Origin of the sequence: Pseudooceanicola lipolyticus, assembly GCF_002786325.1 — a bacterium.
Taxonomy (GTDB): domain Bacteria; phylum Pseudomonadota; class Alphaproteobacteria; order Rhodobacterales; family Rhodobacteraceae; genus Pseudooceanicola_C; species Pseudooceanicola_C lipolyticus.
On record NZ_PGTB01000002.1, the window covers coordinates 152,090 to 176,573 of the forward strand.

Here is a 24,484-nt window from a genome sequence, read left to right on the forward strand (position 1 = left end):
ACGGCGCGGGCGAATTGGGTTTCGGCGATATGGCGCAGATGGGCGGCAGCGAGAGTGTCCGACCTTTTGTGTATGACTGATCCGGTCCATGCTTCATCGAAAGGACGCATGAATGACCATCTCGAAAGAAATCCTGGATGGATAACGTACAGGATCTTCCGCACATTTGATTCCGGCGATGGTTCCTTTCAGACTGGCTGACCCGGACGGTCAGAAGGATATACTTGGGACAACGATCATGCAGCGCCCGGCCCAACCGGAAGAAGTAGCCGGGGCGGTGCCGTTTCTGGCGTCCGACGAGGCATCCTATATGACCGGATCCGAAATGGTGGTCGATGGCGGCTATACCGCGCAGTAAAATGGGCGGAGCCGGAAGCTTGGGACAGGCGGGTCCGGTTGGCCGCGAACCGATCCTGGCCAGCCGGGCACCGGCTGCCCGCCTGGCCTGGTTCCGTCAGGCGTCGGCGCGCGGAAGGCGGATTTCGGACAGAACCTCCTCCGTGTGCTCGCCCAGCCGCGGTGGCAGCCGGCGCACCCGGCCGGGGCTGTCCGAGAACTGGACCGGTATCCGGAGCGTCACGACGGCGCCCTCTGTCGGGTGCTCGTGGCGCTCGAAATACCCGGTTTGAACCAGATAGGGATCAACCAGCAGATCCTCCAGGCTGTTGGCCGGTCCATTCGGCACGTCGGCCGCGTCGAACCGGCGGCGCCACTCGGCGGTTGTATTCCCCGCGATTGCCTCGGCGAGGAACCAATATAACTAGTCAATGTGATCGGTGCGCAACTCTGCTGTGGCAAATCGTGGATCGTCGCGCAGCTCGGGCCGGCCTATGGCGTCGAAGAGACGCAGCCACTGGTTGTCCATCGCCGCCATCACACAGATGTGCCCGTCCTGCGTTGGATAAGGCCGATGATGGGGCGAGAATACCCGGCTGTAACCCATGCCCAGATCGGGCCGGTCGAGCGTTGCGCCCCAGAGATGCTCGATCAGATTGAAGTTGACCATCGCATCCATCATCGGCACGTTTACCTGCTGCCCGTGGCCGGTGCGCTCGCGCCAGACGAAGGCCATCGCGATGGACGATGCCTGGATGTAACCGCATAGTTGTCGGCGATTACCGTGGGTAATAGCGCGGCTCATCGGTGGCCCGGGCCATCATCCCGGCTACGCCGCTGGCGCCCTGGATCACATCGTCGAAAGCAAGCCAGTCGCGGCGCTCACCATCCAGCCGGAAGCCAGAAGACGAGGCATGAATGATGCGGGAATTGACCGCGCGGATCGCCTCGTAGTCGACGCCCAGCCGTTCGGCGGCGCCGGGGCGTATCGAATGCACCAGCACGTCCGCGGAACGCACCAGATCAAGGAGCGCGGCCCGCGCGTCGGGTTTCTTCAGGTCGAGCACGACCGAGCGTTTGTTGCGGTTTGTATTGAGGAACAGTGCCCCCATCTTCGGGTTGCGCGACGGTCCCACCTGGCGTGTGTAGTTGCCGTCGGGTGACTCGATCTTGATGACGTCGGCCCCCATGTCGCCGAGGATCTGGATCGCCACCGGTCCAAGCACGTTGACCGAAAGATCAAGCACCCTGTAACCCGCAAGCGGTCCGTCCCCCTCGGCTGGCTGCTGCGGCTGACTGTCCATTTTCTTTTCCCTTTGCGGTATCGCACCCTTCGAGTCAGCAATGCGCGCCGTAGTCTGGCGGTCAGTCGACCCGCGACCCAAGGGCGCAGCGCCGCGAGCGAAGCTTGCGATCGCTGTATTGCTGTTCTGACGGCGCGCGTGGTCGTGGCGCTTCCGTGACGAACTTGTCCCATAGGGCCTCCTTCCATTCCTGCGAAAGGATCACACCATTAAACCGTGGGATCAAACACCTAAGCCGAAGAAATCGTGATGCCGGCGATCGTCGCCATGTCGGGAGCGATCGCCGTGACCGGACAGGATGCGCAAAAGGGGATCGCAGTTGCCCTTGAGCACATCAACGCCGATGGCGGCGTCGCCGGTCGGCCGCTGAAGATCCAACTTTACGACACACAGGGCAATCCCGGGGTGGTGCGCCAGGTGATGGAGCGGTTGACCCGCCTCGAGCGGGCTCCGGTCATCCTTGGCTGCGAGATCAGCGCAGGCACATCGGCTGCGGCGCAGTTCGCCGAGCAGGCGCGGGTTCCTCACCTGAACTCGCCGGCGGTGTCGGCCGAGCTCCTCGAGCGCGGTTACAAATGGTATTTCTCCGATCAGATCACAGCCGATACCGAGGCGGCCACGGTCGTGGAATTCTTCGAACACCTGATGACGCAAGGCGACGTCGTCCCGGCGTTGCTTTATGAAGACAGCCCGCGCGGCGCCGGAACCATCGAGCGGATCGAAGTTCTGCTGGAGGAGCGGGGCATCGAGATCGCCGCCAGCGCGCCGTATTCGCGCAGCGATCGCAACCTTCTGCCGCCGGTCAAGCGGGTGCAGACATCGAGTGCCAACATGGTGATCTGGGCCGGCTACACCGAAGATGTGGTGACCAAGCTCCAGGCAATGCAGCAGCATGACTTCAAGCCCTACATTGTCGGAATCAGTGGCGGTCCGGTTGATGTGCGCACCCCGCAACTGGTGGACAGGGGCTTCGTCGAGGACGTCAATCTCAGCACGGTGGACTACTTAAATCCCGACATGGACCGCGCCCAGCGTTTTGTGAAGGCTTACGAGTAACGGCACGGCATCGTGCCGTCAAGCTATGCGTCGATGTGCAACCGCGGTGTCTACACGCTGAAGGCCGTGCTGGAGAAGACGCTTGAGTCCGGCCAGAAACTGACGACCGAGAACCTTCGCGCCGCCATCCTTAAGATCGACATCCCCGGCGATCAGCTGATCTCGCCGTTCTCGCGGATCAAATTCGACGAACACGGCAGGAACGTCGGATCGCAGAACCTGATCGCGCAATGGAAGAACGGCGGCACGAAAAAGGTCACGATCTGGCCGCCAGAGGTGGCTGTGGAAGAGCCCAATCCTCTGAACTGATGCGAAAACTATAACCGGGGCCCAAGATGAAGCTGTCGATCGAGTCTCTCGTCTCCGGTTACGGTCTGCTCGACGCGCTCCACGGCGTCAGCATCGAGATCGGCCGAGGGCGAGGTCGTGGCTGTGATCGGACCGAACGGCGCGGGCAAATCCACCCTTCTGCGCACGATTTCGGGCCTTGTGGCCGCCCGTTCCAGAGCGATCCGCCACGATGGCAAGGAAATCGGCGGTTTTGCCGCCAGCGAGATTCCGCGCCTCGGCCTCGTCCATGTTCCTGAGGCGCGGCACGTCTTCGGGTCACTCACGGTCGAGCAAAATCTGATCGTGGGTGCGAGCGCCGCACTCGACGCGAAAGACCGAAAGGACGCCCTTTCCGATGCTGAGCCAGAAGGCCCGCGAACTTGCCGGAGGGCTCTCAGGCGGTCAGCAGCAGATGCTGGCGATCGGGCGCGCTTATGGCCCGGCCCAGCATGATCATGCTCGACGAGCCGTCGCTCGGCCCCGCGCCTCTGATGGTCGAGCAGATGTACGAGGCCCTCGACGGTCGGCGCCGCACCGGCCTGAGCATTCTTCTGGTGGAACAGGATGTCTACATGGCGCTGGATTTCGCCAGCCGCGCCTATGTTCTGGAAAACGGGACAATCGCCCTCGCCGCAGCCTCTGACGTCTTGCGCCACGACGATCACGTGCGCCGTTCGTATTTGGGAATCTGACCCGCCCTGTGCCCGCATTCCGCCTGCCATTCAGACCGGCAGCGGCGACAGACCGTGCGCAAACTGCGGACCGATCAGCCCCGTAGCGCCGAGATGCCCAGGGCCCCCTGTGCCAGAAGCAGCGCCTGAAGCTGGTTGGTGCCTTCAGCGATCGTGAGATGTCGCACATCGCGATAATAGCGCTCGACGGGGAAATCACGGGTGTATCCGGCCCCGCCGTGCACTTGCAGGGCAGTCTCGCAAACCCGCAGAGCCGTATCGGAGTTGTGACGCTTGGCCATGGAACAGGCCCGGCCGCGATCCGGTGCCCCGCGATCCAGCGCGTCAGCGGCCCGGCACGCCAGCAACCGCGAGGTTTCCACGCCAGTCAACATATCTGCGATCATCTGCTGGACCAGTTGAAACCCGCCGATCTTGCGTCCGAACTGTTCTCGCGCGCCCGCATATCGCAGCGCCGCCTCATAGGCGGCAATTGACAGGCCCAGGCAGGTGAAAGAAACGAAACAGCGCCCCACGTTCAGATAATGCTTGGCGATGGCGAACGCCTCGCCCTCGGCGCCGATCAGGTGGTCTGCGGGCAGCAATACGTCCTCAAACAGCAGCTCGCCTAGCGGGCATGAATTCATGCCCATGCTGCGGACCTCTCGGGTTGAAAACCCTGCTGTTCCCGCCTCGACCACGAAGGCCGATACCTCCGCGCGTTCGCCGTCGCCCGACCGCGCGAAAACCACCCCGAGATCGGCCCCGGTCCCGTTGGAGATATACAGTTTGCGTCCGTTCAGCCGCCAGCCATCACCGTCGCGCCGGGCCCGTGTTTCCACGTTGCTGGCGTCCGAGCCGACGTTCGGCTCGGTCAGCGCAAAAAAGGCTGTCTTGCGACCCGAAACCAGATCGCCCAGCCACCTTGCCTGTTGCTCCGGCGTTCCATGCTGCGCGACGATCATCAGGACAAGGTTCGACGTGCTGACGATGCTGCGCAGCGACGGCCATACCTGAGACAGCTCGCACAGCAGCGCGCAATATGTCAGATAATCAAGCCCGGCACCGCCTTGCGCCTCTGGCAAAAGACCGCCCAGCAGGCCGAACTCGCCCATCTTCTGCAACACTTCGGGCGGCGGCGGACGGTGGGCATCCTCGTGCGCCTCGACCAGGGGCGCCACCTCGGCGTCAAGGTATTTGCGGAAGCTGCGCCGCGCCGTTTCCTGCCAGTCGTCCAGCTCAAACTGCATCGGTCCTCACTCCAGCTTTTCGGCTTGGTCCAGAATTTCGGCCTGATGCTCGCCCACTGCCGGGACGTGGCCCGCCGGATCACTCATCCCAGCCATCGGCACCGGGAAGGCCATCACCTGGGCCGCGCCGGCTGAGCGCACCATCCCGCGCGCCTTGAGCTGCGGGTCCCGGGCCAGATCCTCCAGCCCGTTGACCGGGGCGAAGGGAACATCCTCGGCCTCGAAGATCTCCGCCCAATGCGCATAGGGACGCGCGGCGATCAGCGGGGTCAGGGCGGCGCGGATATCATCCGTGCGGTCGGTGCGTGCGGCGAAGTCGTCAAGCGCAGGATCGTCGAAGCCCGTCATCCCGGTGGCACGGATCAGGCGGCGGAAGAAATGCGTCTCGATCGCGCCGATGGTGATGTATTTACCGTCGGCGGTCGCGAAGATACCATAGGCGGCGCGGCGCAGGATATCGGCCTTTGTGATCTCGCGCCCGGCCTGGCGTCCGGCGTCCCACACACCGTAGCGCGGGGCGACCCAGCTGGCCAGCGCGTCGGTGATCGCCACGTCCAGATACTGGCCCCGCCCCGTGGCGTCGCGTCCGTGCAACGCAGCAAGAATGGTGATGATGGCATACATGGCTGCCGAGAGATCCCCGATCGGCACGCCCGTCGTGTATTCAGGCGGTCCGTCGGGCGCGCCCGAGATCGCCACCGCGCCCGCCATCGCCGCGTAGTTCAGATCATGCCCCGGCCAGTCGCGCGCCGGCCCGGTCTGACCATAGCCGCTGACCGAACAGTAGACGAGGCCGGGATTGAGCGCCGAAAGCGTCTCATAGTCGATGCCCAGCCGCGCGGTCACGCCCGGGCGATAACCCTCGATCACGACGTCCGCCCGTTTGGCCAGCCGCAGGAAAGCCGCGCGGTCTGTGTCATCCTTTAGGTTCAGGGCGATGCTTTTCTTGCCGCGGTTCACGGCGGCAAAGAGGCCGGGGAACATGGCGCGCGCGGCGTCGCCCGCAGGACGTTCGACCTTGATGACCTCGGCCCCCATCTCGGCCAGTTGCTGCGTTGCATAGGGCCCAGGCAGAAGCTCGGTCAGATCGAGAACGCGAAGCCCCGAAAGCGGTGCAGTGCCGGTCATTTTTGCTCTCCTGTGCTGTCTGCGCGGTCCGGGTCGGCAATCCCGGCGCATTCCGCCGAGTCGTCCTGTTCCAGGATCATGTCCCAGATCTTCTGACCCTGCGGATTTTCGAGCTCTTCCATCAGATGCGCCAGAAGCCCGGCGGATCGGCCAATCAGGGCGAAGGCCCGCGCCCAGATCGGGGCAAGCCCCATGTCCGAAACGGTGGCCCCGACCGCGCCGGCGGCGTTGATGGGCAGCAGACGTCCATATTCCTCGCGGGCGGCGGCCTCGACGGCCGCCATGAAGCGCCAGTGCCGCCCGTCGAACCCATTCTCGCCGGCGATCCGGCGCAGGACCGGCGTGCGGGGGTCGCCGTCGACATGGATCGGATGACCGAGGCCTGGCACGATCCGGCGCGCCGCGCGAAAGGCGCGCACGGCCTCTTGCGCGCGGGCGGCATAGGCTGCGTCGTCGTCGCTGTCGGACAGCTCGCCGATCTCGTCGCGGGTAAAGGCCGCGGCGTTCTGCATGGTGCCGAGAAAATGGTTCCCCGCGCCCAGCAAGCCCGCGGCCACCGCACCCTGAAGCGATTCCGGCGCGCCGAGAATGGTCATCCGCGCGGCGATGGCGCTGGGGGTAAGGCCGTGATCGGTGGCGGTGACGATGATCGCGTTGGTCATCGCGCGGGTGCGGGCATCCGGCTCTTTCCCCGTGGCGGTGAAATAGATCATGTCGACGAAATCCATCTTGCCCAGGATCTCATCGGCCAGATCGCGCCCGCGCACATAGATGCGGTCGCGGGTGGTGAAACCGATGTCCGTCTTTACCGTCATTGCCTTGCCTTTCCTTCTATCTCGGTCGGAGCGCGCAGGATCACCGCGTCAAGCACCGTCGCACCCGCCGGACCGGCGCGCACCGGATTGAGATCCATCTCCGCGATGTCGCCGCGCGCACCCAGGGCGGCCAGGATCACGAGAAGATCGGCCAGCGCGCCCAGATCGGCGCCGGGGCGGCCGCGCAGCGGACCCAGCAGTGCGCGTCCGCGGATCTCGTCGATCATCGCCAGCGCCTCGTCCCGCCCAAAGGGCGCGGCGCGGTGCGTGACGTCAGAAAGCGCCTCGACCATCACGCCGCCGAGGCCGAAGCTCACCACCGGGCCGAACACCGGATCGCGGTGCAGTCCCGCCATCACCTCGACGCCCGGCCCCTGTTCCATGCGCTCAACCAGAGCGCGCTCCAGCCTGTGCCCCTGTGCTGAAAGCGATGTCATCATCGCGCCCCAGGCCGCCGCCAGCGCCTGCTCATCCATCAGCCCGACGGCCACGGCCCCGGCTTCGGTCTTGTGCAGAAGACCGGGCACCAGCGCCTTGAGCACCACCGGAAAGCCGATCCCGCGCGCCGCCTCGCCTGCCTGTCTGGCACTGGTCACGACCCGTCCTTCGGGCACGGTCAGACCCAGGTCGGCCAGCACCGCCTTGGCGGCAGCCTCGTCAAGCTCGCCGGGCGGAAATGCGGGTAGAGCAAGCGTGGAGGTCCCCGAGGGGCTCCAGTCGCCGCGCCAGATCAGCCGCTTCAACGCCGTCACTGCCTTGCCGAGGCTGCGAAAAGGCGCCAGCCCTGCCGCGTTCAGCGTGGCATAGCCAGCGGCGCGATGCCCGCTCATCCAGACCGGCAGGAGCAGAGCCGGGCTGTCCGGCGCCAGCGCGACCATGTCGTCGGCGGACCGGTCGGTGATCGGGCCGTAGTCGGCGGGAATCGGCAGAAGCACAACATCGGTGGCCGGGTCCCGCGCCACCAGCGACAGGCAATCGCGGTTGAGCTTGTCTTGGGTGAAGACCTGGGTGGTCAGGTCCACCGGGTTATCGACCGCCGCATAAGACGGGGCCAGCGCACGCAACCCCGCGCGGGTGCCGGGGGCCAGTTCGGACAGGATCAGCCCGGCGCTGCCCACCATATCGGCGGCCAGCGCCGCTGTGCCACCCGAGAAGGAATAGACGCAGATCCCCCGCCGCGGGGCGATGCCGACGCGCTCGAACAGCGCCACCGTATCGATCAATTCGTCCAGATCCTCCACCTCGACGATGCCATGCTGGCGAAACAGTGCCGAGGTGACCGCCGCCGATCCGGCAAGCGCGGCGGTGTGCGAACGGGTGGCAGCAACGCCATAGTCCGACTTGCCCACCTTCATCGCCACCACCGGCTTGCCGGCGCGAGCAGCGGCGCGGGCAGCTGCCAGAAAGCGCGGCCCGTCGCGGAAGCCTTCGGCGAGAAGGGCGATTACCTTTATGTCGGGATCGCCCACCATGTGGTACACGACATCGGCCATGGTCAGGTCGGCTTCGTTGCCGGTAGAGCACCACAGGCCAACGCCGATACCCCGTTCGCTTGCCTGGATGAAGGCGCGGCCAAGTCCGCCGCCCTGGGTGACAAGCCCAATGCCGCCGCCCAGCGTGTCGTTCTTGAATACCGGTGAAAAGGTCAGCCCAAGGCGGCGGTTGATGTTGCTCAGCCCTGGCGAGTTCGGCCCGTAGATGCGCATCCCGCTTTGCCGGGCGATTTCAGCCATCTCGGCTTCGACGGCACGGCCCTCATCCCCGGTTTCGCCAAAGCCAGAGGTGAAGACCACCGCAAACCCCGTTCCTGCTGCCGCGCAATCGCGCAAGGCGCCCACCACCGCATCGGCTGGAAGGCACACCACCGCCACATCGACGGGGCCAGGCAAGGCCGACATTGCAGAATAGGCGCGCAAACCATGCACCCTTTCACGCCCGGGGTTGACCGGAAAGATCTGCCCATCGAAGTCGGAATGCTCGGCAAGGTTCAGCAAGGTGTCGCTGCCCACGCTACGGGGCCTTTCACTGGCGCCCAGGATCGCCACGCTGCGTGGCGACAAGAGCCGCGAAAGATCGGGAAAGTCGCGGGCGACCACCGGCTCAGCCACCTTGCGGCGCCCGCCGGACGAGCAGTTTCCAGACCCCTTCCACCACGGTTTCGCCACGCTGGTTGATGACCTCGCGCCGGAACGACAGGATGCCGCGTTCGGGTTTCGAAGTCTCGCGCTTCTCGGCTACGGTAACGCGCACGCCAATCGTGTCGCCGATGAAGGTGGGGTTGGGAAAGCTGCACTGCATGTCGAGCAACCCCAGAAGCGAGGGTTCCAGGAACGTGTTCATCAGCATCCGCGTGGTCAGCCCGGACATCACCGACACCACCAGAAGCCCGTGCGCGATACGCTGGCCAAAGGCCGAATCGGCGGCATATTCGGCATCGACGTGCAGCCGGTTGAAGTCGCCTGACAGGCAGGCGAAATTAGCCACGTCGGCCTCGGTGATGGTACGGGTGGGGCTATCGAACTGGTCGCCTTCGTTCAGGTCCTCCCAGTAGAGTTGCTGGCCCTTGAGGGCCGAAAGATCGGGCCGTGTCATTGGGTTTCCTCCTCTGGCAGCGCTAGCACTGCCTCTTTCAGTTCAGCCTTGAGAACGCGGCCGGTCAGGTTGCGCGGCACCGCCGTCATAAAGACCACGCGCCGCGGGCGCTTGTATCGGTCAAGCCGGGTTTCGGCATGGGCGATCACATCGGCCGCTGTCAGCTGCGCGCCCGGCGCGGGCACGATCACTGCGCAGATCGCCTCGGTCCAGTGCGGATCGGGCAGGCCGATGCAATGCGCCTCGGCAATCGCCGGGTGGCCGGCCAGCGCCTCCTCGATCTCGGGGGCGTAGACATTGATGCCGCCGCTCTTGATGATGTCGCGCTTGCGACCCGTGAACCAGAGCAGCCCTTCGTCGTCGATCCGGCCCAGATCGCCCACGGTCAGATAGTCGCCGCGCCGGGTTTCAGCGGTCAGCGCCTCATCCTTGTAATACCCGTCGTAGCGGCTTTCGCTGCGGGTGCAGATCTCGCCGACCTCGCCCTGCGGCACCTCGTTTCCATCGTCGTCCAGCAGTTTGAGTTCCACCCCGAAGAAGGGGCGGCCGACGCAGTTGCCCGCAAGGTTGCGGCGCAGATCCCGAGCGGTCAGGTTGGCATAGGGTCCTGCTTCGCTGGAGGCGGCATAGATCATCAGCGCATCGCCGAACTTGTCGAGCGCGGCACGCTTGAGGTCGAGATACATCTCGCCGCCGCCAGATTGCAAAGTCCCCAGCGACGACAGATCGGCGCTCGCGAACCCCTCGGCCTCGACCATCCGCTGGAGCATGGCGGGCAGCAGCATGGTGGCGGTCAGCCGCTCGTCTTCGATCAGCCGTAGCGCGGCGGCCCCGTCGAAGCGGCGCATCAGATAGACGCTGGCACCCAGATAAAGCGGCAGCAGCGTATAGGTGCAGCCGGCCGACAGGCAGATCGGCAGCGCCGACAGCGCCCGGTCGTCGGGGCGGAAACGCTGCTCGATGGCGCGTTCCTCCATGCCGAAGAGACTGCGCAGCGCGCCCTTGGGCTTGCCGGTGGTCCCCGACGTGTGCAGCATGATCGTGGTGCCGTCCTGCCCTTGCGGCGGATCGGGCGGTGTGTCTGCCAGAAGGTCCGACAGGCGCGGCAGTCCTTGCGGGGCCCCGTCGCCGATGGTGACGATGTCGTCCACCACGGTCCGGAACAGATCGGCATGATCCAGCGCCGCATCGCCCAGCAGCAGGGTTTTGCTGTCCGAGCGGGCAACCACATCGGCCATGACTTCGGGCGCGATGCGATAGTTGATCGGTGCGGGAATTGCGCCTAGCCCCGTCACCGCCACATAGGCGGCAAGGAAATCGGGATGATTTTCCGAGATCACCGCCACCTTGTCGCCCGGTCCGATGCCGCGCCGCGCCAGCACCGTCATCATCCGTTCCACCCGGTCAAGGAAATCCGTATAGGTCTGGCTCCTCCCCTCGAACACCACCGAGGGTTTCGTGGGGAACCGCCGCGCGTTCAACCTCAGGGCCTGGAGAAAGGTCATCGGCATGGCCGCCTCCTCAGGTGAAGGCCGAGATCCCGAGAACCTCGCGCCCTATGATCAATGTCTGGATTTCCGATGTGCCTTCGGGGATCAGCCCGCCGCGCGTGTCGCGGAACAACCGTTCGACGGGGTAGTCGGTCGAATAGCCCAGCCCGCCGTGCGCCTGCAGCGCCATCGAGGCCACCTCATGCGCCGCCTCGCTGGCATAGAGCTTGGCAATCGAGCATTCCTTGCGCCCAGGCAGACCCGCGTCCAGCGCTTGGGCGGCACGGTCAGTCAACGCGCGCGCCGCTTCGGTGCGGATGGTCATGTCGACGATCAGCTTCTGCACCAGCTGATAGCTTCCGATCACGTTGCCGAACTGCTTGCGCGTCTTGACGTAATCGGTGGACAGGTCCAACGACCGCTGCGCCGCGCCCACCGCGCCCGCCGCCACGTTGAGCCGGCCATAATTCAACCCCGTAAGGATCGCCTTGAGGCCCTTTCCCGCAGGACCCAACAGGTTTTCCTTTGGCACCTTTGCGTCTTGAAAGGCCAGCTGCGATGTCGCGGTGGCCTTGATGAACATCGTGCCCACCCGCGAAGCTTCGAAATCGGTCTCCTCGAGGTCCACGATGAACAGACTCAGATCGCCATCACAGCCTTCCGTGAATGTCCGTGCCACCAGGATTCCGACCCGGCCGTTGACGCCGTTCGTCGTCCACAGCTTGCCGCCATTGATCAGCCAGTGGTCGCCCTTGTCCTCGGCGCGGGTCTGCACCGAGGCAACATCAGAGCCGTGGTCGGGTTCGGTGATCCCCACCCAGACCGGCATCTGGCCAGCCATGACGGGTTTCAGCCACTTTTCCTTCTGGCGCGCATCGCCCAGGTGGTGGAACAGTGCGATCACGATGTTCACGGTGTTGAGCAGAACCCGGAGTGAAAGCCAGCGGTATCCTGCTTCCTCCATCATCATCGCCCAGGTGCGATAGCTGAGGCCGTAGCCACCGGCCTCTTCCGAGAGAAGCCCGCCAAGATAGCCGAACTGGCGTAGCTCGCCCATTATCGCCCAGGGCAGATCGCCCGTCGCCTCGCATTGCGAGATGCGCTCTTCGGTCAGCTCGCGCGCCATGAAGCCCCGGATGCTGTCTCGCAGCATCCGCGTCTCTTGATCCTCGACACAGGCGGAGGCCGGGACATGTTTAGCCATATCGCCCCCCGGTGATGTGAAGCGTCTCGCCCGAGATGTATTCCGCCGCATCCGAGGCGAGGAACACCACGCCGTTGGCGATGTCGCGTTCGTTGCCAAGGCGCTGCACGGTATTCATTGCCAGAGCGCGCGACTTTATCCGGTCGTAGTTTGGAAGCGCCTCGATCATCTCGGTGGCGATGAACCCCGGCGCGATGGCATTTACGGTGACATTGAAGCGCCCCTGTTCCATCCCCAGCGCCCGGGTGAAGCCGATGATGCCGGCCTTGGCGGCGGCATAGTTGGTCTGTCCCGGATTGCCGAGATAGGCGCGAGAGGAGATGTTGATCACCCGGCCCCACTTCTGTTCCATGAAGTACGGCACCACGGCGCGCGAGCAGGTATAGGCACCCTTCAGGATCACGCCCACAACAGCGTCCCAGTCCTGTTCGGGCATCTTGGTGATGTAGTTGTCGCGCGGAAAGCCGGCATTGTTGACCAGGATGTGGACGGCGCCAAATGCTTCGATCGTGCGCGAGACGAGGGCTTCGACCTGTGCCTCGTTCGTGACATCGCAGACCACGCCGATCGCGTCGTATCCGTCGGCCTCAAGAGCGGCGCGGGTGGCTTCTGTGGTTTCGGGGTCGATATCGGTGATCACCACCTTCGCCCCCTCTTCGGCCAGCGCGCGGGCGGTCACTGCGCCGATCCCGCGACCCGATCCGGTGACGATAGCCACCTTGTCCTTTAGTCCCAGTTCCAAGTTACGCTCCTTCAGGTTGTCAGTATTCGCCCGAGAACACGGTTACGATCTCGGGAAAGAATGCGATCAGGGCCAAGACCGCGAACTCGGCCAGCACGAAAGGCAGCACCCCGACAAAGACCCGTTTAAGAGGTACGCCGGTGATCGAGCTGGCGACGAAAACGTTCATTCCGATTGGGGGGGTAATCAGCCCGATTTCGACCGTTTTGGTCACCAGGATGCCGAACCAGATCGGCGAATAGCCAAGCTCCATGACCATTGGAAAGACGATCGGCATGGTCAGGATCAGGATCGCCAGCTGATCCATCACGCAGCCCAGCAGGATGTAGATCAGGATCAGGATTAAAATCACCACGCCCGGCCCGATCTCAAGCCCTTGCACGTACGAAACCAGCGCCTGCGGTGCCATGGTCAGGGTGACAAAATAGCCGAAAATGTGCGCCCCGATAATAATGGTGAAGATCATTGCAGTCGGGCGCGTTGTACGTTCGAGCGCCCCCATGAATTCGCGCCAGCCCATACGTCTGAGCAACACGGCGGCAATCATGATCGCGCCAAAGCAGCCGACCGCGGCGGCTTCGGTCACGGTGACAGCGCCAGAATAAATCCCGGCCACGACAAAGACGAACAGCAGAACCACCGGCCAGATGTCGCGCAGTGACGCGAAGCGCTCACGCCACCCATGGCTTTGCACTGGTGGCGCCAGATCGCGGTTCAGCGTCGCCCAGACCATCGTGATCCCGGCAAAGCTGAGCGCGGTAATGAGACCCGGCAGAATGCCGGCAATGAACAGCCCGCCGATCGAGGTTTCGGTGATGATACCGTAAACCATCAGCACAACCGAAGGCGGGATCATGATCGACAACGTCCCGGCGGCCGCAACCGTGCCTACGATCATGCCGCGGTCATAGCCATATTTCTCAGCCTCGGGCGCGACGGTGCGCGCCATCGTGGCCGTCGCCGCGGTGGACGAGCCCGAAACCGCCCCGAAGCCTGCGCTGGTAAAGACCGTGGCCACGGCCAGTCCGCCGGGCAAATGGCCCACCCACCTGTTGGCGGCGCGGAACATGTCCGACGAAATCCGACTGGCCGACAGGATCTCGGCCATCAAGATGAACAAGGGAATGGCGGTCAACAGCCAAGAGGCGGTGTTGCGATACGGGGCCACCGACAGGATGCCGAGCGCCAGATTGAGCCCGCCGATCAGATACAGGCCGACGGTGCCGGCGATGCCCATCGCGAAGCCTATCGGCATCCCGACGACGAGAAGCCCCGCCAGCAATAGCGACACAGGTGCAAGAAATTCCATACTCAGCCAATCCGATCCGAAGCGCCGCGAAGGTGCTGAACGTCACCCGCCGCATTTACGAGAAGGCGCAGAACGATCAGCACGCAGCCAATCGGCGCAATCACAAGCGTGGTGACGAGAGGCGCGTCGATGTCGCCGGATGTGCGATATCCGAAGTCCCACGCCTTAAGCGCCTCGCGCGAGGCACCGTAACAGATCAGCGCAAAAAACGCGGCCGCTGCCAATCGCAAGACGACATTGAAACCGGCCCGCAGCCCTTCGGGCAGAGCATCAAACACTATCCCCACTCGCACGTGGCCATCATACATTTCCAGATAGCTCAGGCTTCCGAACACGATGATGGGCATCAGATATAGCTGTCTGACGTCAGCGCCCACCGGACAGAATTAGGGGTTTGAGCAACGGAGGATTTCTGGTTCATCGAAGCCATTATGGAGCGAAGATGATCAAGAAATCCGGAACATCGAAGGACGCCGCTGACAAGTTGGTCAGGGGTATCAAGCGGAAAACTCGCAAGCACTATTCTGCCGAGGAGAAGATCAGGATTGTCCTTGCCGGCTTGCGCGGCGAGGAGAGCATTTCAGCGCTGTGCCGGCGCGAGGGCATCGCTGAGAGCTTGTACTATTCCTGGTCCAAGGAGTTCCTGGAAGCCGGGAAAGCTCGGCTTTCGGGGGATACAGCCAGGCAGGCGACCGCGCCTGAGGTGAAGGAACTGAGATCGGAGTCGGCGACCCTGAAGGAGGTCGTGGCCGAGCTGACCCTGGAAAACCGATTGCTTAAAAAAAGCATGATCGGGGATGGGGGAGACGACGAATGAGGTACTCTGCATCCGAGAAACTCGAGATCATCCGCACGATCGAGGCGTCGCATCTGCCGACCCGGCAAACCCTGAAGATGCTCGGCATCCCAAGCAGCACGTACTACGACTGGTACGCGCGCTGGTGTGACGGTGGCATCGACGCCCTGGCTGATCGCTCCCCACGGCCCGGGGCGGTCTGGAACCGCATCCCGGACAAGGTGCGCGACGATGTCGTCGACTTTGCCCTGGAACACGAAGACCTGACGCCACGCGAGCTGGCAGTCAAGTACACCGACGAGAAGCGCTACTTCGTCTCGGAATCATCGGTCTACCGCATTCTCAGCGTCGAGGATCTGATCACCGCGCCAGCCCATGTGGTGATCCGCGCGGCGGATGAGTTCCGGGACAAAACAAGCTGCCCGAACGAGCTCTGGCAGACCGACTTCACCTATCTCAAGGTGATCGGCTGGGGCTGGTTCTATCTCAGCACGATCCTCGACGACTACAGCCGCTACATCATCGCCTGGAAGCTCTGCACCACGATGAAGGCTGCCGATGTCACCGACACGCTGGAACTGGCACTGCAGGTCTCGGGCTGCGATCAGGCCACGGTCATGCACAAGCCCAGGCTGCTCAGCGACAATGGCTCGTCTTACGTCGCTACCGATCTAGCCGATTATCTTGAGGACAAGGGCATGGACCATGTTCGTGGCGCCCCGCATCACCCGCAGACCCAAGGCAAGATCGAGCGCTGGCATCAAACCATGAAGAACCGGGTTCTGCTGGAAAACTACTTCCTGCCCGGCGACCTGGAACGGAAGATCGGCGCCTTCGTCGACCACTACAACAACCGCCGCTATCACGAGAGCCTGGCCAACCTGACGCCCGCCGACGTCTATCACGGCCGCGGCGCGAAAATCCTGAAAATGAGAGAGGAGATCAAGAAGCAGACAATCAGGCACCGCCGCTTGCAGCACCAAGCCGCTGCCGCCTAAACTTGAACAGAAACCGAACCAGAGCCTCCGTTACAAATCGGCCCGAGAAGTCCGAAAAACTCTGACGACGGACACGGCAGTGGGACGGGCTACAGACCTTCCTGCAGGACGGACGCGTCGAGATCGACTCCAATGCCGTGGAGAATCTCATCAGGCCGATCGCCCTGACGCGGAAGAACGCACTCTTCGCCGGCCACGACGAAGGTGGTCGGACCTGGGGCCGCATCGCCTCGCTCATCGCCACAGCAAAGATCAACGAAATCGTACCCTTTGTCTATCTCAAGGCGACGCTCGAGGCGATCGCGGCAGGGCATCCCGCGAACCGGATCGACGAGTTGCTACCCTGGAACTTCAAGCCGTCGAGCTGAACTCCGGTGGGGCGTAGACGCCGCTTACGATCAACACGATGATGGTCGGCCTCTTTCGCGGCGCCTCTCTTCAAGCCGGTATTCTTGGGGCGGGCCGAAACCGTGGTCGCACTGCTCTGGGCAGCGCATCCTACACCGCCCGGCCTTCGGGGATGCCGGTGCTAACGACGCCCCGCCGGTCAGGCTCAACCTTGAGCCTGACGCGAAGAGGCTATTTCCGCCGCCTGAAAACGGACCCTGACATTGGCAAGTGGCGCGTTTCGTCCGCGCCCCCCAAGTCCCGTCTTCGTCAAGCCGGGCCATTTTTTACGGCGCTGGCTGATCCAGGCGGTCAGGCGGTCAGGGACTGTTGACCCATCTTCTTCAGATTTCGAACGATTTCTTCGTGCATGATCCCTACGATCTCTTTTTCGGATCTCAAGATAACATCAGTTGGAGCGCCAACCCCGACAGCGAAAAGCCGCGAGTTCAGATGGTTAGGAAACGGCATGGAAATCAAGCCGCTCCCTTGAACCACCTGATCGGTTGAGAGGTAATAGCCCTTGGCACGGGTTTCTGCCAACGAGGCCACGAAAGCTTTCACATCCACTGCCGGTTTGTCGGGCGCGCGATAGGCGTTGATCCTGCGGAACAGACTGCGCACTTCGTCGTCACTGAAACGACTCATCAGAACGCGCCCGACACCTGAGTTACCCAGCGGACGACGTGTCCCGAGCGATATGTGGTGGATCGGCGAATCTTTCGGGCGGACAACTTGCACGTACTCGGCTTCGTCCCCATTCTTGGTTGCCAGAACCACCACATGCCGTGTGCGTTCCGAAATTGCCTTGAGCAGCCGGTGGATGGTGCCTTCGCCGAACAGATCTGGATTCATCCACGACCCTAAAAGCGGAACGCGCTCGGTGGGAAAATAACTCTTCTTTCGGGCATCGTGGGTCAGAAATCCAAGCTTCACCAAGCTTTTGAGCAGCGCCGAGGTACTTGACTGCGGGTACCCCAGTTCCTTGGACACTTCCACGACCGAAAGCGGTCGCTGAACTTCATCGAAATACACCAAAGTCTGACAGGTGCGCGCCACCGATTTCACAATTTGATCGCCGCCTGTTCTTGCTGAAGTCTGATGCGCGGTTTCCATGATCTCCTCCCTTCGTGTGCAGTTATATGCACAGCGTTCCATACGGAAGGATGGCCGCGCTTGTAAATTCTGTCAACTGTTAGAAAACTGCCGGGGGCACGCCGCAAGCGGCTTGGGGATCAGGAAAGATTTCGGGTTCGGTTGTCAGTGGCCTCCTCGATTGGCGGGTATGATCACACCGTCAGCGGCGACGGCTCCCTGCCCGCTTGCTCCGACGATCAATGGATTGACATCAATGGTCTCAAGCGCGGCCCCGTGATGGGCGGCAAAAGCAGACAGTCGGGCAAGGGCGCCGGCGAGGGCGTCGATGTCGCGTTCGGGCGCGCCCCGGAATGCGTCCAGCAGTTTGCGGCTGCGGATTTCGTCAATCATACGGCGCGCTTCGACAGGTCCGAATGGTGCGACGCGGAAAGACACGTCTTCGAGGGCCTCGACAAACACCCCGCCCAGACCGAACATGACCACCGGGCCGAAAGCCGGGTCCTGGGTCACGCCGAGTATAGCCTCCAGTCCAGGTGCTGCCTGTTCCGCCACGACCAGCCCGTCGATCCGCGCACCGGGCATCTTCTCGGACGCCAATTCCAAGATTCGTGCCCCGGCAGAGCGGACATCTTCGGCCGAACGCAGATCAAGCGCGACGCCCCCGATGTCGGATTTGTGCAAGATGTCGGGCGAGGCAATCTTCAGCACGACCGGGAATCCCATTTCTTGCGCTGCCTGAGCTGCCGCTTCGGGGGTGGTGGCCAGGGTTTCGCGCACGATCCCGATTCCGGCCTCTGCAAGCAGGGCCTTGGCCTCGATCTCGTTCACAATTCCGTCCGGCAACGGCGACAGGTTGGAGAGTTCGGGTATCGGGTCCTTTTCGCCTGCCCGCGCGAAGGAACGGGCAAAATAGCGCAATGCGGCCATCGCCCGGACTGCACGGGTCGGTTCCTCGAACACGATGAACCCCGACTTTTCGTACGCGGCGCGCCCCTCTGGCTCTGTCAGCGAACAGAACAGCATTGGCCGATCGGGATATTTCTCGCGAATGCGCTCCAGTCCGCGCCGAATGGCTTCGTTCAGGTCGGCGACAAGTCCGACCGTCGACATGAAGATGATGGCCCCATCGATCTCGCCGTCACCAAACAACACATCCATGTTGGTTTCCAGAAGATCGATCTGGTTGACCAGCTGCGCCGTCACATCGACCGGGTTTCGGACACCGGCAAATGGCAGCACCTCTTTCAGCTTTTTCTGTGCATGATCGGGAAGCGCAGGCACGTCCAGTTTCAGCTTTTCGGCTTCGTCGGCCATCAGCACCCCGACCCCGCCCGAGACTGTCACAAGGCCCAGCCGGTCGCCCTGCATCATCGACGCGGATTCGGCACAGGCATAAGTCACATCGAACATTTCATCGACCGATTGCGCCCGGTAAACGCCGTACTGCCGGAACGCCGCGTCATAAACCGCGTCTGCCCCAGCCAATGAGGCGGTATGCGACTGCGCGGCCTCTGCTCCGACCGCGCTGCGCCCGACCTTCATCATGACCACCGGCTTTCCCCGGGCCCGCGCCAGCTCAAGTGCCTCGACCAGCCTGTCGCGATCGGTTGCCCCTTCGAGATATCCCATGATGACGCGGGTATCGTCATCCTGCGCGCAATAGGCCACGGCATCGGCAAAATCGACATCGCAGGAATTGCCCGTCGTCGCCCAGATATTGACCCCAAGTCCGCGCATTCGAACGAGCGTCATGCAATACGAGCCGAACGCGCCGCTTTGACTGACGATCGACACGCCGCCGGGTTTTGGCAGGTGTTTTTCGACCCCGGGCGTGAATGTCGCATAGAGGTTGTGGCGCACATTCGCGATGCCAAGGCAGTTCGGCCCCACAAGCCGCATGCCGCCCTCGCGCGCGATGTCGACCATGCGCGCCTGAAGGGCGGCCCCGTCGGCATCGACCTCCGAGAACCCCGAACTGAAGATCACCGCCCCCCGCACACCTTGGGCCGCGCACTGTTCGACCGCCTGAACGGCCAGCGGCGCGGGCAGCGCGATCACGGCCAGGTCCGGTGTCGTGGGTGCCTCCGAGATCGACGGATACGCCGTCAGGCCCTGCACCTCTGGCGATTTCGGGTTGATAGGCAGGATCGGGCCGTCGAAACCGTGCCGCTTGAGAAAATCCACCGGCCTTCCGCCGATGCGCTTGGGATCGCTTGAGGCGCCAATCACCGCTACCGAGCGAGGGTTGAAAATGGCATCCATTCCATGAATTCGCATGGGACTTCCTTTGATGTTCGTAACTAGTAGGATTTTGGCAGGCCGAGGGCATGTTCCGCGATAAACGAAAGCACCAGCTGCGGGGTGACCGGCGCGATGCGGAACAGGATGGCCTCGCGAACAAGACGCTCGACATGGTATTCCTTGGCGTATCCGAACCCCCCGAAGGTCAGCTGCGCGGTCTGTGTCGCCTTCACCGCCGCTTCGGCGGCCAGATATTTTCCTGCGTTGGCTTCATTTCCGCAGGGCTTGCCCGCGTCGTAGAGCGCGCCGGCGTGCATCGCCATCAGGTTGGCCGCCTCCAGTTCCGCCCAGCTGGCGGCCAGGGGGTGCTGTACACCCTGATTCTGACCGATTGGTCTGCCAAAAACGACGCGCTCATTGGCGTAATCCGCGGCGCGCCGAAGCGCATTCCGCCCGATTCCGACTGCTTCAGCGGCAATTAGAACCCGTTCGGGGTTCAGCCCGTGCAGGATCTGACGAAAGCCCTGGCCTTCTTCGCCGATCAGATCCCCGGCGGGGATCGGAAGCCCGTCGATGAACAGTTCGTTCGAGTCGACACATTTGCGGCCCATCTTTTCGATCTCGCGCACGGTGACGAAAGATCGGTCCAGATCGGTGTAAAAAAGGCTTAATCCTTCTGTCGGTTTCTTGACGTCCTCAAGCGGGGTCGTGCGCGCCAGCAACAGGATCTTGTCGGCCTCCTGGGCGGTTGAAATCCAGACCTTCTGGCCGTGCACCACATATCGGTCACCCTGTCGCACGGCGCGTGTTTTCAGTTTGGTGGTGTCCAGACCGGTTGTCGGCTCGGTCACCCCGAAACACGCACGTTCATCGCCTGCCACCAAAGGCGGAAGGTATTTCTTTTTCTGGTCATCGGTGCCGAATTTCACGACTGGGTTCAGACCGAAGATATTCATGTGAATCGCCGATGCGGCGCTGTTGCCGCCGCCGGATTCCGCAATGGCCTGCATCATGATCGCGGCATCGACGATGCCAAGACCGGCACCTCCGTACTCTTCGGGGATTGCAATCCCCAGCCAGCCATCGCGGGCCAGCTTTTGATGCAGCTCTCGCGGGAAACCGCCTACGCGATCGCGTGTCAGCCAGAATTCGTCGTCGAATTCTTCGCAGATCCGCAGGATCGCATCGCGGATTCCCTGCTGTTCGGATGTCATCTGATAGGTCATGATTTTCTCCTCACGTCTTGCAGACCCGGCTCAGCGGCCCGGTTCGGCCACAGTGCCTTGTTCGATTAGGGTGTCGATTTGCCCGGTGTCGTACGCGAGCTCTTGTAAAATCGCCCGGGTGTCAGCACCCAGTTCGCGGCGCCCAAGCCAGCGCAGCCGTCCCGGCGTCTTGTCCAGCTTTGGCACGGGTCCGACGACCTTGGTGTCGTCGCCCTCCACCCCAACAATGTCCCTTCGCGCGGCGATCTGCGGATCGGCCAGGATGTCATCGACGTCATAGACCATCGCAGCCACGGCATCGTGGGCCTGGAAGATGTCAATCGCCTTCTGCGCGTCATGCTGTGCCACAAATGCGCCGAGACGGTCCACAATCTCGTCCATGTGCTCCGCGAAGCCATCGAGGCTTTGGAATTGCGGCTGTTCCGCCCATTCCTTTCCGCCCGCGGCTTCCAGAAGCCGCCGCCCGGTCGCGGCACTGCCTGCGCTGATTGTGACCCATTTCCCGTCGCGGGCGCGAAACACCCCCGCCGGGGCGTAGGAATTGGGCGCCTGGAGCCCGTTTCGGTCAACCGGCAGCCCCGCGCCGGTTCGCGTCGGAACGTGATAGTCGATCAGGCGCAACAGCGGCTCGAAAATAGCCAGGTCCACCACTTGCCCCCGGGCGCGGCCGTTCTGCACCGCATGCAGCGCCATCATCGCGCCGTAGGCCGCCATCAGGCCTGTGGTCGAATCCGCAGCGGGAAAGCCGGGGTGCATCGGCGCGTTGTCGGCAAAGCCGGTGATGTGCGCCAGTCCGCTCATGGCCTCGCCGGCCCGACCGAAACCCGGCCACGAGGCGCGCGGCCCCGTCTGGCCATAGCCCGAGATCCGCACGATCACCAGATCGGGGTTCCACTCATGCAGGACCTCTGGGGCCAACCCTGCCCGTTCCAGAACACCGGGTCGAAAGTTCTCGATAAGCACATGGGCGTTTTCGACCAGCCGGCGCAGAATGGCGCGGCCGTCTTCACTCTTCCAATCCAGCGCCATCAGACGCTTGTTTCGTGCCAGGGTCTTCCACCAGGCGCCAACGCCATCACTGGCCCGCGCGCTCAGTACCCGCAGCATGTCACCCTGCCCCGGACGCTCGATCTTGACCACGTCGGCGCCAAAATCGGACAGCAATGCGCCGCACATCGGTGCTGCGATCACATGCCCCAGTTCAATCACCCTGACATCGCTCAGTGGCCCATTTTCCATTTTCACGTGTCTGCCTCGTTCTGCGAATTTTCCGACGTCAAGCCCTAGTTTGCGGCTCTGAAAGCCTCATTCTGCTCGGAACTAGAATCCATTGCGAGAACAATCGAACAACCGTTAGATCGCCGAAACGAGCCGATGTTTTTTCACTTGACGGAGGAAAGAATGGCAGAGCCAAACACGAATCGAATGACGGCATGCCGGCCCACGGTAGCCGACGCACTGGACGGGTTGTTCGACCCTCGCACCATTGCGGTGGTCGGCGCGTCCCGCACCAAGGGCAAGTTGGGGCAGGCCGTCATGGCCCTGCTGAAGAGCAACGGTTACAGCGGCACGATTATCCCCGTGAACCCTTCGGGCGGCGAGATCGAAGGCCTTCCGGCTGTGCGCAGTCTGGACGAGATTGACAGCCCGATCGACGTGGTTGTGCTGGCAACGCCGGTCGGGGTCGCGCTGGACGCTCTGGAGACCTGCACCAGGCTCGATGTAAAGGTCGTGGTCGGGGTCACCTCGGGCTTTTCCGAAGCCGGGGAAGAAGGGCATGACAACGAAGAGCGCTTGCGCCGGATCATGCAAGACGCGCCCTTCAGACTGGTCGGACCGAACTGCGAAGGCGTGGTGCGCCCCGCGGCGGACCTGCAACTGACCTTCAGCCCGATGTTCAACGATCTTCGGCCTGGTCCCGTGGCCATGATTTCCCAGTCCGGCGCGCTTGCGGGCCTTATGGCGTTGCGCCTGGGCGAACGCGGCGTGGGCATCAACGCCATCGTTTCCAGCGGCAACGAAACCGACCTGACCGCAGCGGACCTGCTGGATTATCTGGGCAACGACCCCCAGACGCGGGTGGTTCTTTGCTACGTCGAGGAACTGCGCGACGGACGCCGTTTTTCCGAAGCGGCCCAGCGGCTGACACAGGCGGGGAAGCATATTGTCGCGGTCAAGGGTGGGCGCAGCCGCGCCGGGTCACGCGCGGTCCAGTCGCATACCGGCGCCATGGCCGGGGACGACCGGGTGATCAGCGCGGTCTTTCGCGAAACCGGTGTCATCCGCGCCCGTGAATCCGTCGCCGCCGTCGATGCCGTGACGGCGCTCGCCGCGGGTCGACGACCTGCCGGAAACAGGGTCGGGATCATTTCTGTCACCGGCGGGCTTGGCGTCGAAATGACCGACTTGGCCGAAAGCGCCGGCTTCGAGGTTCCGGTGCTGGATGAAACGACGCAGACGGCGCTGTCGCGCTATGTGCCCTTTTATGGGTCGGTGACAAACCCGGTCGATCTGACCGGTGTGGTTTTGGCGAATCCCACATATGTCGGACGCTGTCTGGAGGCCGTTGCCGCCGATCCGGGCGTGGATATTGCCATCGCAATTATCACATTTGTGCCAGATCAGCAGTTCATCGAGGCCTTGGCCGAGGCGTTCGACAGCACAGACAAGCCGATTCTGATCGTCTGGACCGGTTCGGCACGCAGCAATGCCTCGGGCGAGGCGCTGCGCGAACGAGCCGTTCCTGTCTATGATTCGCCCGCTCGGGCGGCATCGGGCCTCGCCGCACTCGCGGTCGCGACAGGAGAAGTGGCATGACCCAAAGAGAAACGCTGGAAAACTGGCAGCGTGCCGGGCGCACGGTTATCCACGAGGCCGATGCGAAGGATCTGCTGCAACGGATTGGAATCCCGGTGCCCCGACGTGACCCCGACCACGGGCGCTGTGTCGCCAAGCTGTGTCACGATGACTATCCGCATAAGTCCGATCACGGGCTCGTCCGTTTGGGTCTTTCCCCCGACGAGGCGAAACAGGCCGCCGCGGAAATGGCGGAACGTTTTGCGGGCGGCACGGCGCTGATCGAGGAAATGGAAGAAGGGTCCGTGGCCGAATGGATTATCGGCTGCAAACGCGACGACACCTTTGGTCCGATCGTTCTGGCCGGTCCTGGCGGCATCCTTGTAGAACTGATTGATGCCGCCGAAATCAGGCTTGCGCCCGCCACCCCGCAAACTGCCGCGGCCATGCTGCGATCGGGTCCGGGGGCGCGGTTGCTGACTGGACTACGCGGCGCAGAACCGGCCGACAAAGATGCCCTGGCAGACCTGATTTCACGCATATCTGTTTTCTTTGCCGAGAACGCCGATCTGATCTCGGAAATTGAAATCAACCCTGTGATGGTTCGGGCCGACGGGAAGGGATTGGTCGCCGCCGATGCCTTGATCGTTTTGTCATCAAAGGCGGACGGACAGGAGAAATCAACGTGATACGTCACCCTTTTGGAGAGTTGTCA

Annotated in this window: 23 protein-coding genes and 2 pseudogenes; 9 read left to right on the plus strand and 16 right to left on the minus strand. The window is 63.1% G+C overall.

From position 1 onward, the window contains the following. Positions 1-178: 178 nt before the first annotated feature. A complete protein-coding gene (locus CVM52_RS01925) occupies positions 179-358 on the plus strand; it encodes an SDR family oxidoreductase (protein WP_027264377.1) in 180 nt (59 codons plus the stop codon). Positions 359-454: 96 nt separating this feature from the next. Here CVM52_RS01925 and CVM52_RS27930 read toward each other — a convergent pair. Then, positions 455-1,141: pseudogene (locus CVM52_RS27930) on the minus strand (CoA transferase). Beyond that, positions 1,116-1,640: a CoA transferase gene (locus tag CVM52_RS27935; protein ID WP_250637868.1), complete on the minus strand. Its 525-nt coding sequence runs from the start codon at positions 1,638-1,640 to the stop codon at positions 1,116-1,118. The pseudogene CVM52_RS27930 and the gene CVM52_RS27935 overlap by 26 nt, the downstream one beginning before the upstream one ends. Before the next feature lie 249 nt (positions 1,641-1,889). On the opposite strand from CVM52_RS27935, the gene CVM52_RS01935 reads away from it, so the two are divergent. The 4 genes from CVM52_RS01935 to CVM52_RS27405 all read left to right on the plus strand — a co-directional run bounded on the left by CVM52_RS01935 (position 1,890) and on the right by CVM52_RS27405 (position 3,718). After that, complete coding sequence (locus CVM52_RS01935; RefSeq protein ID WP_071974356.1) at positions 1,890-2,696, plus strand: ABC transporter substrate-binding protein; 807 nt, start codon at positions 1,890-1,892, stop codon at positions 2,694-2,696. A gap of 12 nt (positions 2,697-2,708) precedes the next feature. Next, complete coding sequence (locus CVM52_RS01940) at positions 2,709-3,005, plus strand: hypothetical protein (RefSeq protein ID WP_133119767.1); 297 nt, start codon at positions 2,709-2,711, stop codon at positions 3,003-3,005. 117 nt (positions 3,006-3,122) lie between these two features. Beyond that, positions 3,123-3,479 (plus strand): ATP-binding cassette domain-containing protein, encoded by a 357-nt coding sequence (locus tag CVM52_RS27400; protein ID WP_198952313.1) that lies wholly within the window; start codon positions 3,123-3,125, stop codon positions 3,477-3,479. Continuing rightward, entirely contained in the window at positions 3,476-3,718 is a 243-nt protein-coding gene (locus CVM52_RS27405) for an ATP-binding cassette domain-containing protein (protein WP_205964847.1), read from the plus strand. The genes CVM52_RS27400 and CVM52_RS27405 overlap by 4 nt, the downstream gene beginning before the upstream one ends. A 74-nt stretch (positions 3,719-3,792) precedes the next feature. Here the strand turns inward: CVM52_RS27405 and CVM52_RS01950 are convergent, their stop codons facing one another. From CVM52_RS01950 to CVM52_RS01995, 10 genes are read right to left on the minus strand one after another with little or no spacing between them, the layout of a single operon-like run. Beyond that, positions 3,793-4,947: an acyl-CoA dehydrogenase family protein gene (locus tag CVM52_RS01950; RefSeq protein WP_027264374.1), complete on the minus strand. Its 1,155-nt coding sequence runs from the start codon at positions 4,945-4,947 to the stop codon at positions 3,793-3,795. Positions 4,948-4,953: 6 nt separating this feature from the next. Continuing rightward, on the minus strand, positions 4,954-6,075 hold the full coding sequence (locus tag CVM52_RS01955) for a CaiB/BaiF CoA transferase family protein (RefSeq protein WP_027264373.1): 1,122 nt from the start codon (positions 6,073-6,075) through the stop codon (positions 4,954-4,956). Next, entirely contained in the window at positions 6,072-6,890 is an 819-nt protein-coding gene (locus tag CVM52_RS01960) for a citryl-CoA lyase (RefSeq protein ID WP_036051583.1), read from the minus strand. The genes CVM52_RS01955 and CVM52_RS01960 overlap by 4 nt, the downstream gene beginning before the upstream one ends. After that, positions 6,887-8,998 carry an acetate--CoA ligase family protein gene (locus CVM52_RS01965; RefSeq protein WP_198952314.1) on the minus strand — a complete coding sequence of 704 codons (2,112 nt, stop codon included), beginning with the start codon at positions 8,996-8,998 and terminating at the stop codon, positions 6,887-6,889. Before CVM52_RS01965 ends, CVM52_RS01960 begins: the two co-directional genes overlap by 4 nt. Beyond that, the gene (locus CVM52_RS01970) at positions 8,991-9,482 is read right to left on the minus strand and encodes a MaoC family dehydratase (RefSeq protein WP_027264371.1); all 492 of its coding nucleotides are present in this window, start codon (positions 9,480-9,482) and stop codon (positions 8,991-8,993) included. The genes CVM52_RS01965 and CVM52_RS01970 overlap by 8 nt, the downstream gene beginning before the upstream one ends. Beyond that, complete coding sequence (locus CVM52_RS01975) at positions 9,479-10,993, minus strand: class I adenylate-forming enzyme family protein (protein WP_027264370.1); 1,515 nt, start codon at positions 10,991-10,993, stop codon at positions 9,479-9,481. The genes CVM52_RS01970 and CVM52_RS01975 overlap by 4 nt, the downstream gene beginning before the upstream one ends. Positions 10,994-11,003: 10 nt before the next feature. Continuing rightward, a complete protein-coding gene (locus CVM52_RS01980; RefSeq protein ID WP_048534161.1) occupies positions 11,004-12,176 on the minus strand; it encodes an acyl-CoA dehydrogenase family protein in 1,173 nt (390 codons plus the stop codon). Then, positions 12,169-12,918, minus strand: coding sequence for an SDR family NAD(P)-dependent oxidoreductase (locus tag CVM52_RS01985; protein ID WP_027264368.1), 750 nt, complete (start codon positions 12,916-12,918; stop codon positions 12,169-12,171). Before CVM52_RS01985 ends, CVM52_RS01980 begins: the two co-directional genes overlap by 8 nt. A gap of 19 nt (positions 12,919-12,937) precedes the next feature. Beyond that, positions 12,938-14,227 carry a TRAP transporter large permease gene (locus CVM52_RS01990; RefSeq protein ID WP_027264367.1) on the minus strand — a complete coding sequence of 430 codons (1,290 nt, stop codon included), beginning with the start codon at positions 14,225-14,227 and terminating at the stop codon, positions 12,938-12,940. Between the two features lie 2 nt (positions 14,228-14,229). Then, positions 14,230-14,574, minus strand: a complete 345-nt coding sequence (locus CVM52_RS01995; RefSeq protein ID WP_100160975.1) for a TRAP transporter small permease — start codon at positions 14,572-14,574, stop codon at positions 14,230-14,232. A 95-nt stretch (positions 14,575-14,669) separates the two neighbouring features. Between CVM52_RS01995 and CVM52_RS02000 the strand changes: the two genes are divergently transcribed. Both CVM52_RS02000 and CVM52_RS02005 read left to right on the plus strand, forming a co-directional pair. Continuing rightward, a protein-coding gene (locus CVM52_RS02000; protein ID WP_100160976.1) for an IS3 family transposase occupies positions 14,670-16,021 on the plus strand; the annotation gives its coding sequence in 2 pieces (ribosomal slippage) (positions 14,670-15,006 and positions 15,006-16,021; 1,353 coding nt in all). A gap of 74 nt (positions 16,022-16,095) precedes the next feature. Continuing rightward, a pseudogene (locus CVM52_RS02005) lies at positions 16,096-16,389 on the plus strand (transposase domain-containing protein); the annotation flags it as partial. A 331-nt stretch (positions 16,390-16,720) separates the two neighbouring features. Here the strand turns inward: CVM52_RS02005 and CVM52_RS02010 are convergent. From CVM52_RS02010 to CVM52_RS02025, 4 genes are all read right to left on the minus strand, one after another. After that, positions 16,721-17,524 (minus strand): IclR family transcriptional regulator, encoded by an 804-nt coding sequence (locus tag CVM52_RS02010; RefSeq protein ID WP_027264361.1) that lies wholly within the window; start codon positions 17,522-17,524, stop codon positions 16,721-16,723. 144 nt (positions 17,525-17,668) lie between these two features. Further along, on the minus strand, positions 17,669-19,783 hold the full coding sequence (locus tag CVM52_RS02015) for an acetate--CoA ligase family protein (RefSeq protein WP_027264360.1): 2,115 nt from the start codon (positions 19,781-19,783) through the stop codon (positions 17,669-17,671). 23 nt (positions 19,784-19,806) lie between these two features. Further along, on the minus strand, positions 19,807-20,973 hold the full coding sequence (locus tag CVM52_RS02020; RefSeq protein ID WP_027264359.1) for an acyl-CoA dehydrogenase family protein: 1,167 nt from the start codon (positions 20,971-20,973) through the stop codon (positions 19,807-19,809). A 30-nt stretch (positions 20,974-21,003) separates the two neighbouring features. Next, positions 21,004-22,212 (minus strand): CaiB/BaiF CoA transferase family protein, encoded by a 1,209-nt coding sequence (locus tag CVM52_RS02025; protein ID WP_027264358.1) that lies wholly within the window; start codon positions 22,210-22,212, stop codon positions 21,004-21,006. 135 nt (positions 22,213-22,347) lie between these two features. On the opposite strand from CVM52_RS02025, the gene CVM52_RS02030 reads away from it, so the two are divergent. Together CVM52_RS02030 and CVM52_RS02035 are read left to right on the plus strand one after the other, a co-directional pair. Next, positions 22,348-23,790, plus strand: coding sequence for an acetate--CoA ligase family protein (locus CVM52_RS02030; RefSeq protein ID WP_240620828.1), 1,443 nt, complete (start codon positions 22,348-22,350; stop codon positions 23,788-23,790). Then, entirely contained in the window at positions 23,787-24,458 is a 672-nt protein-coding gene (locus tag CVM52_RS02035; protein ID WP_027264356.1) for an acetate--CoA ligase family protein, read from the plus strand. The genes CVM52_RS02030 and CVM52_RS02035 overlap by 4 nt, the downstream gene beginning before the upstream one ends. Positions 24,459-24,484 lie beyond the last annotated feature (26 nt).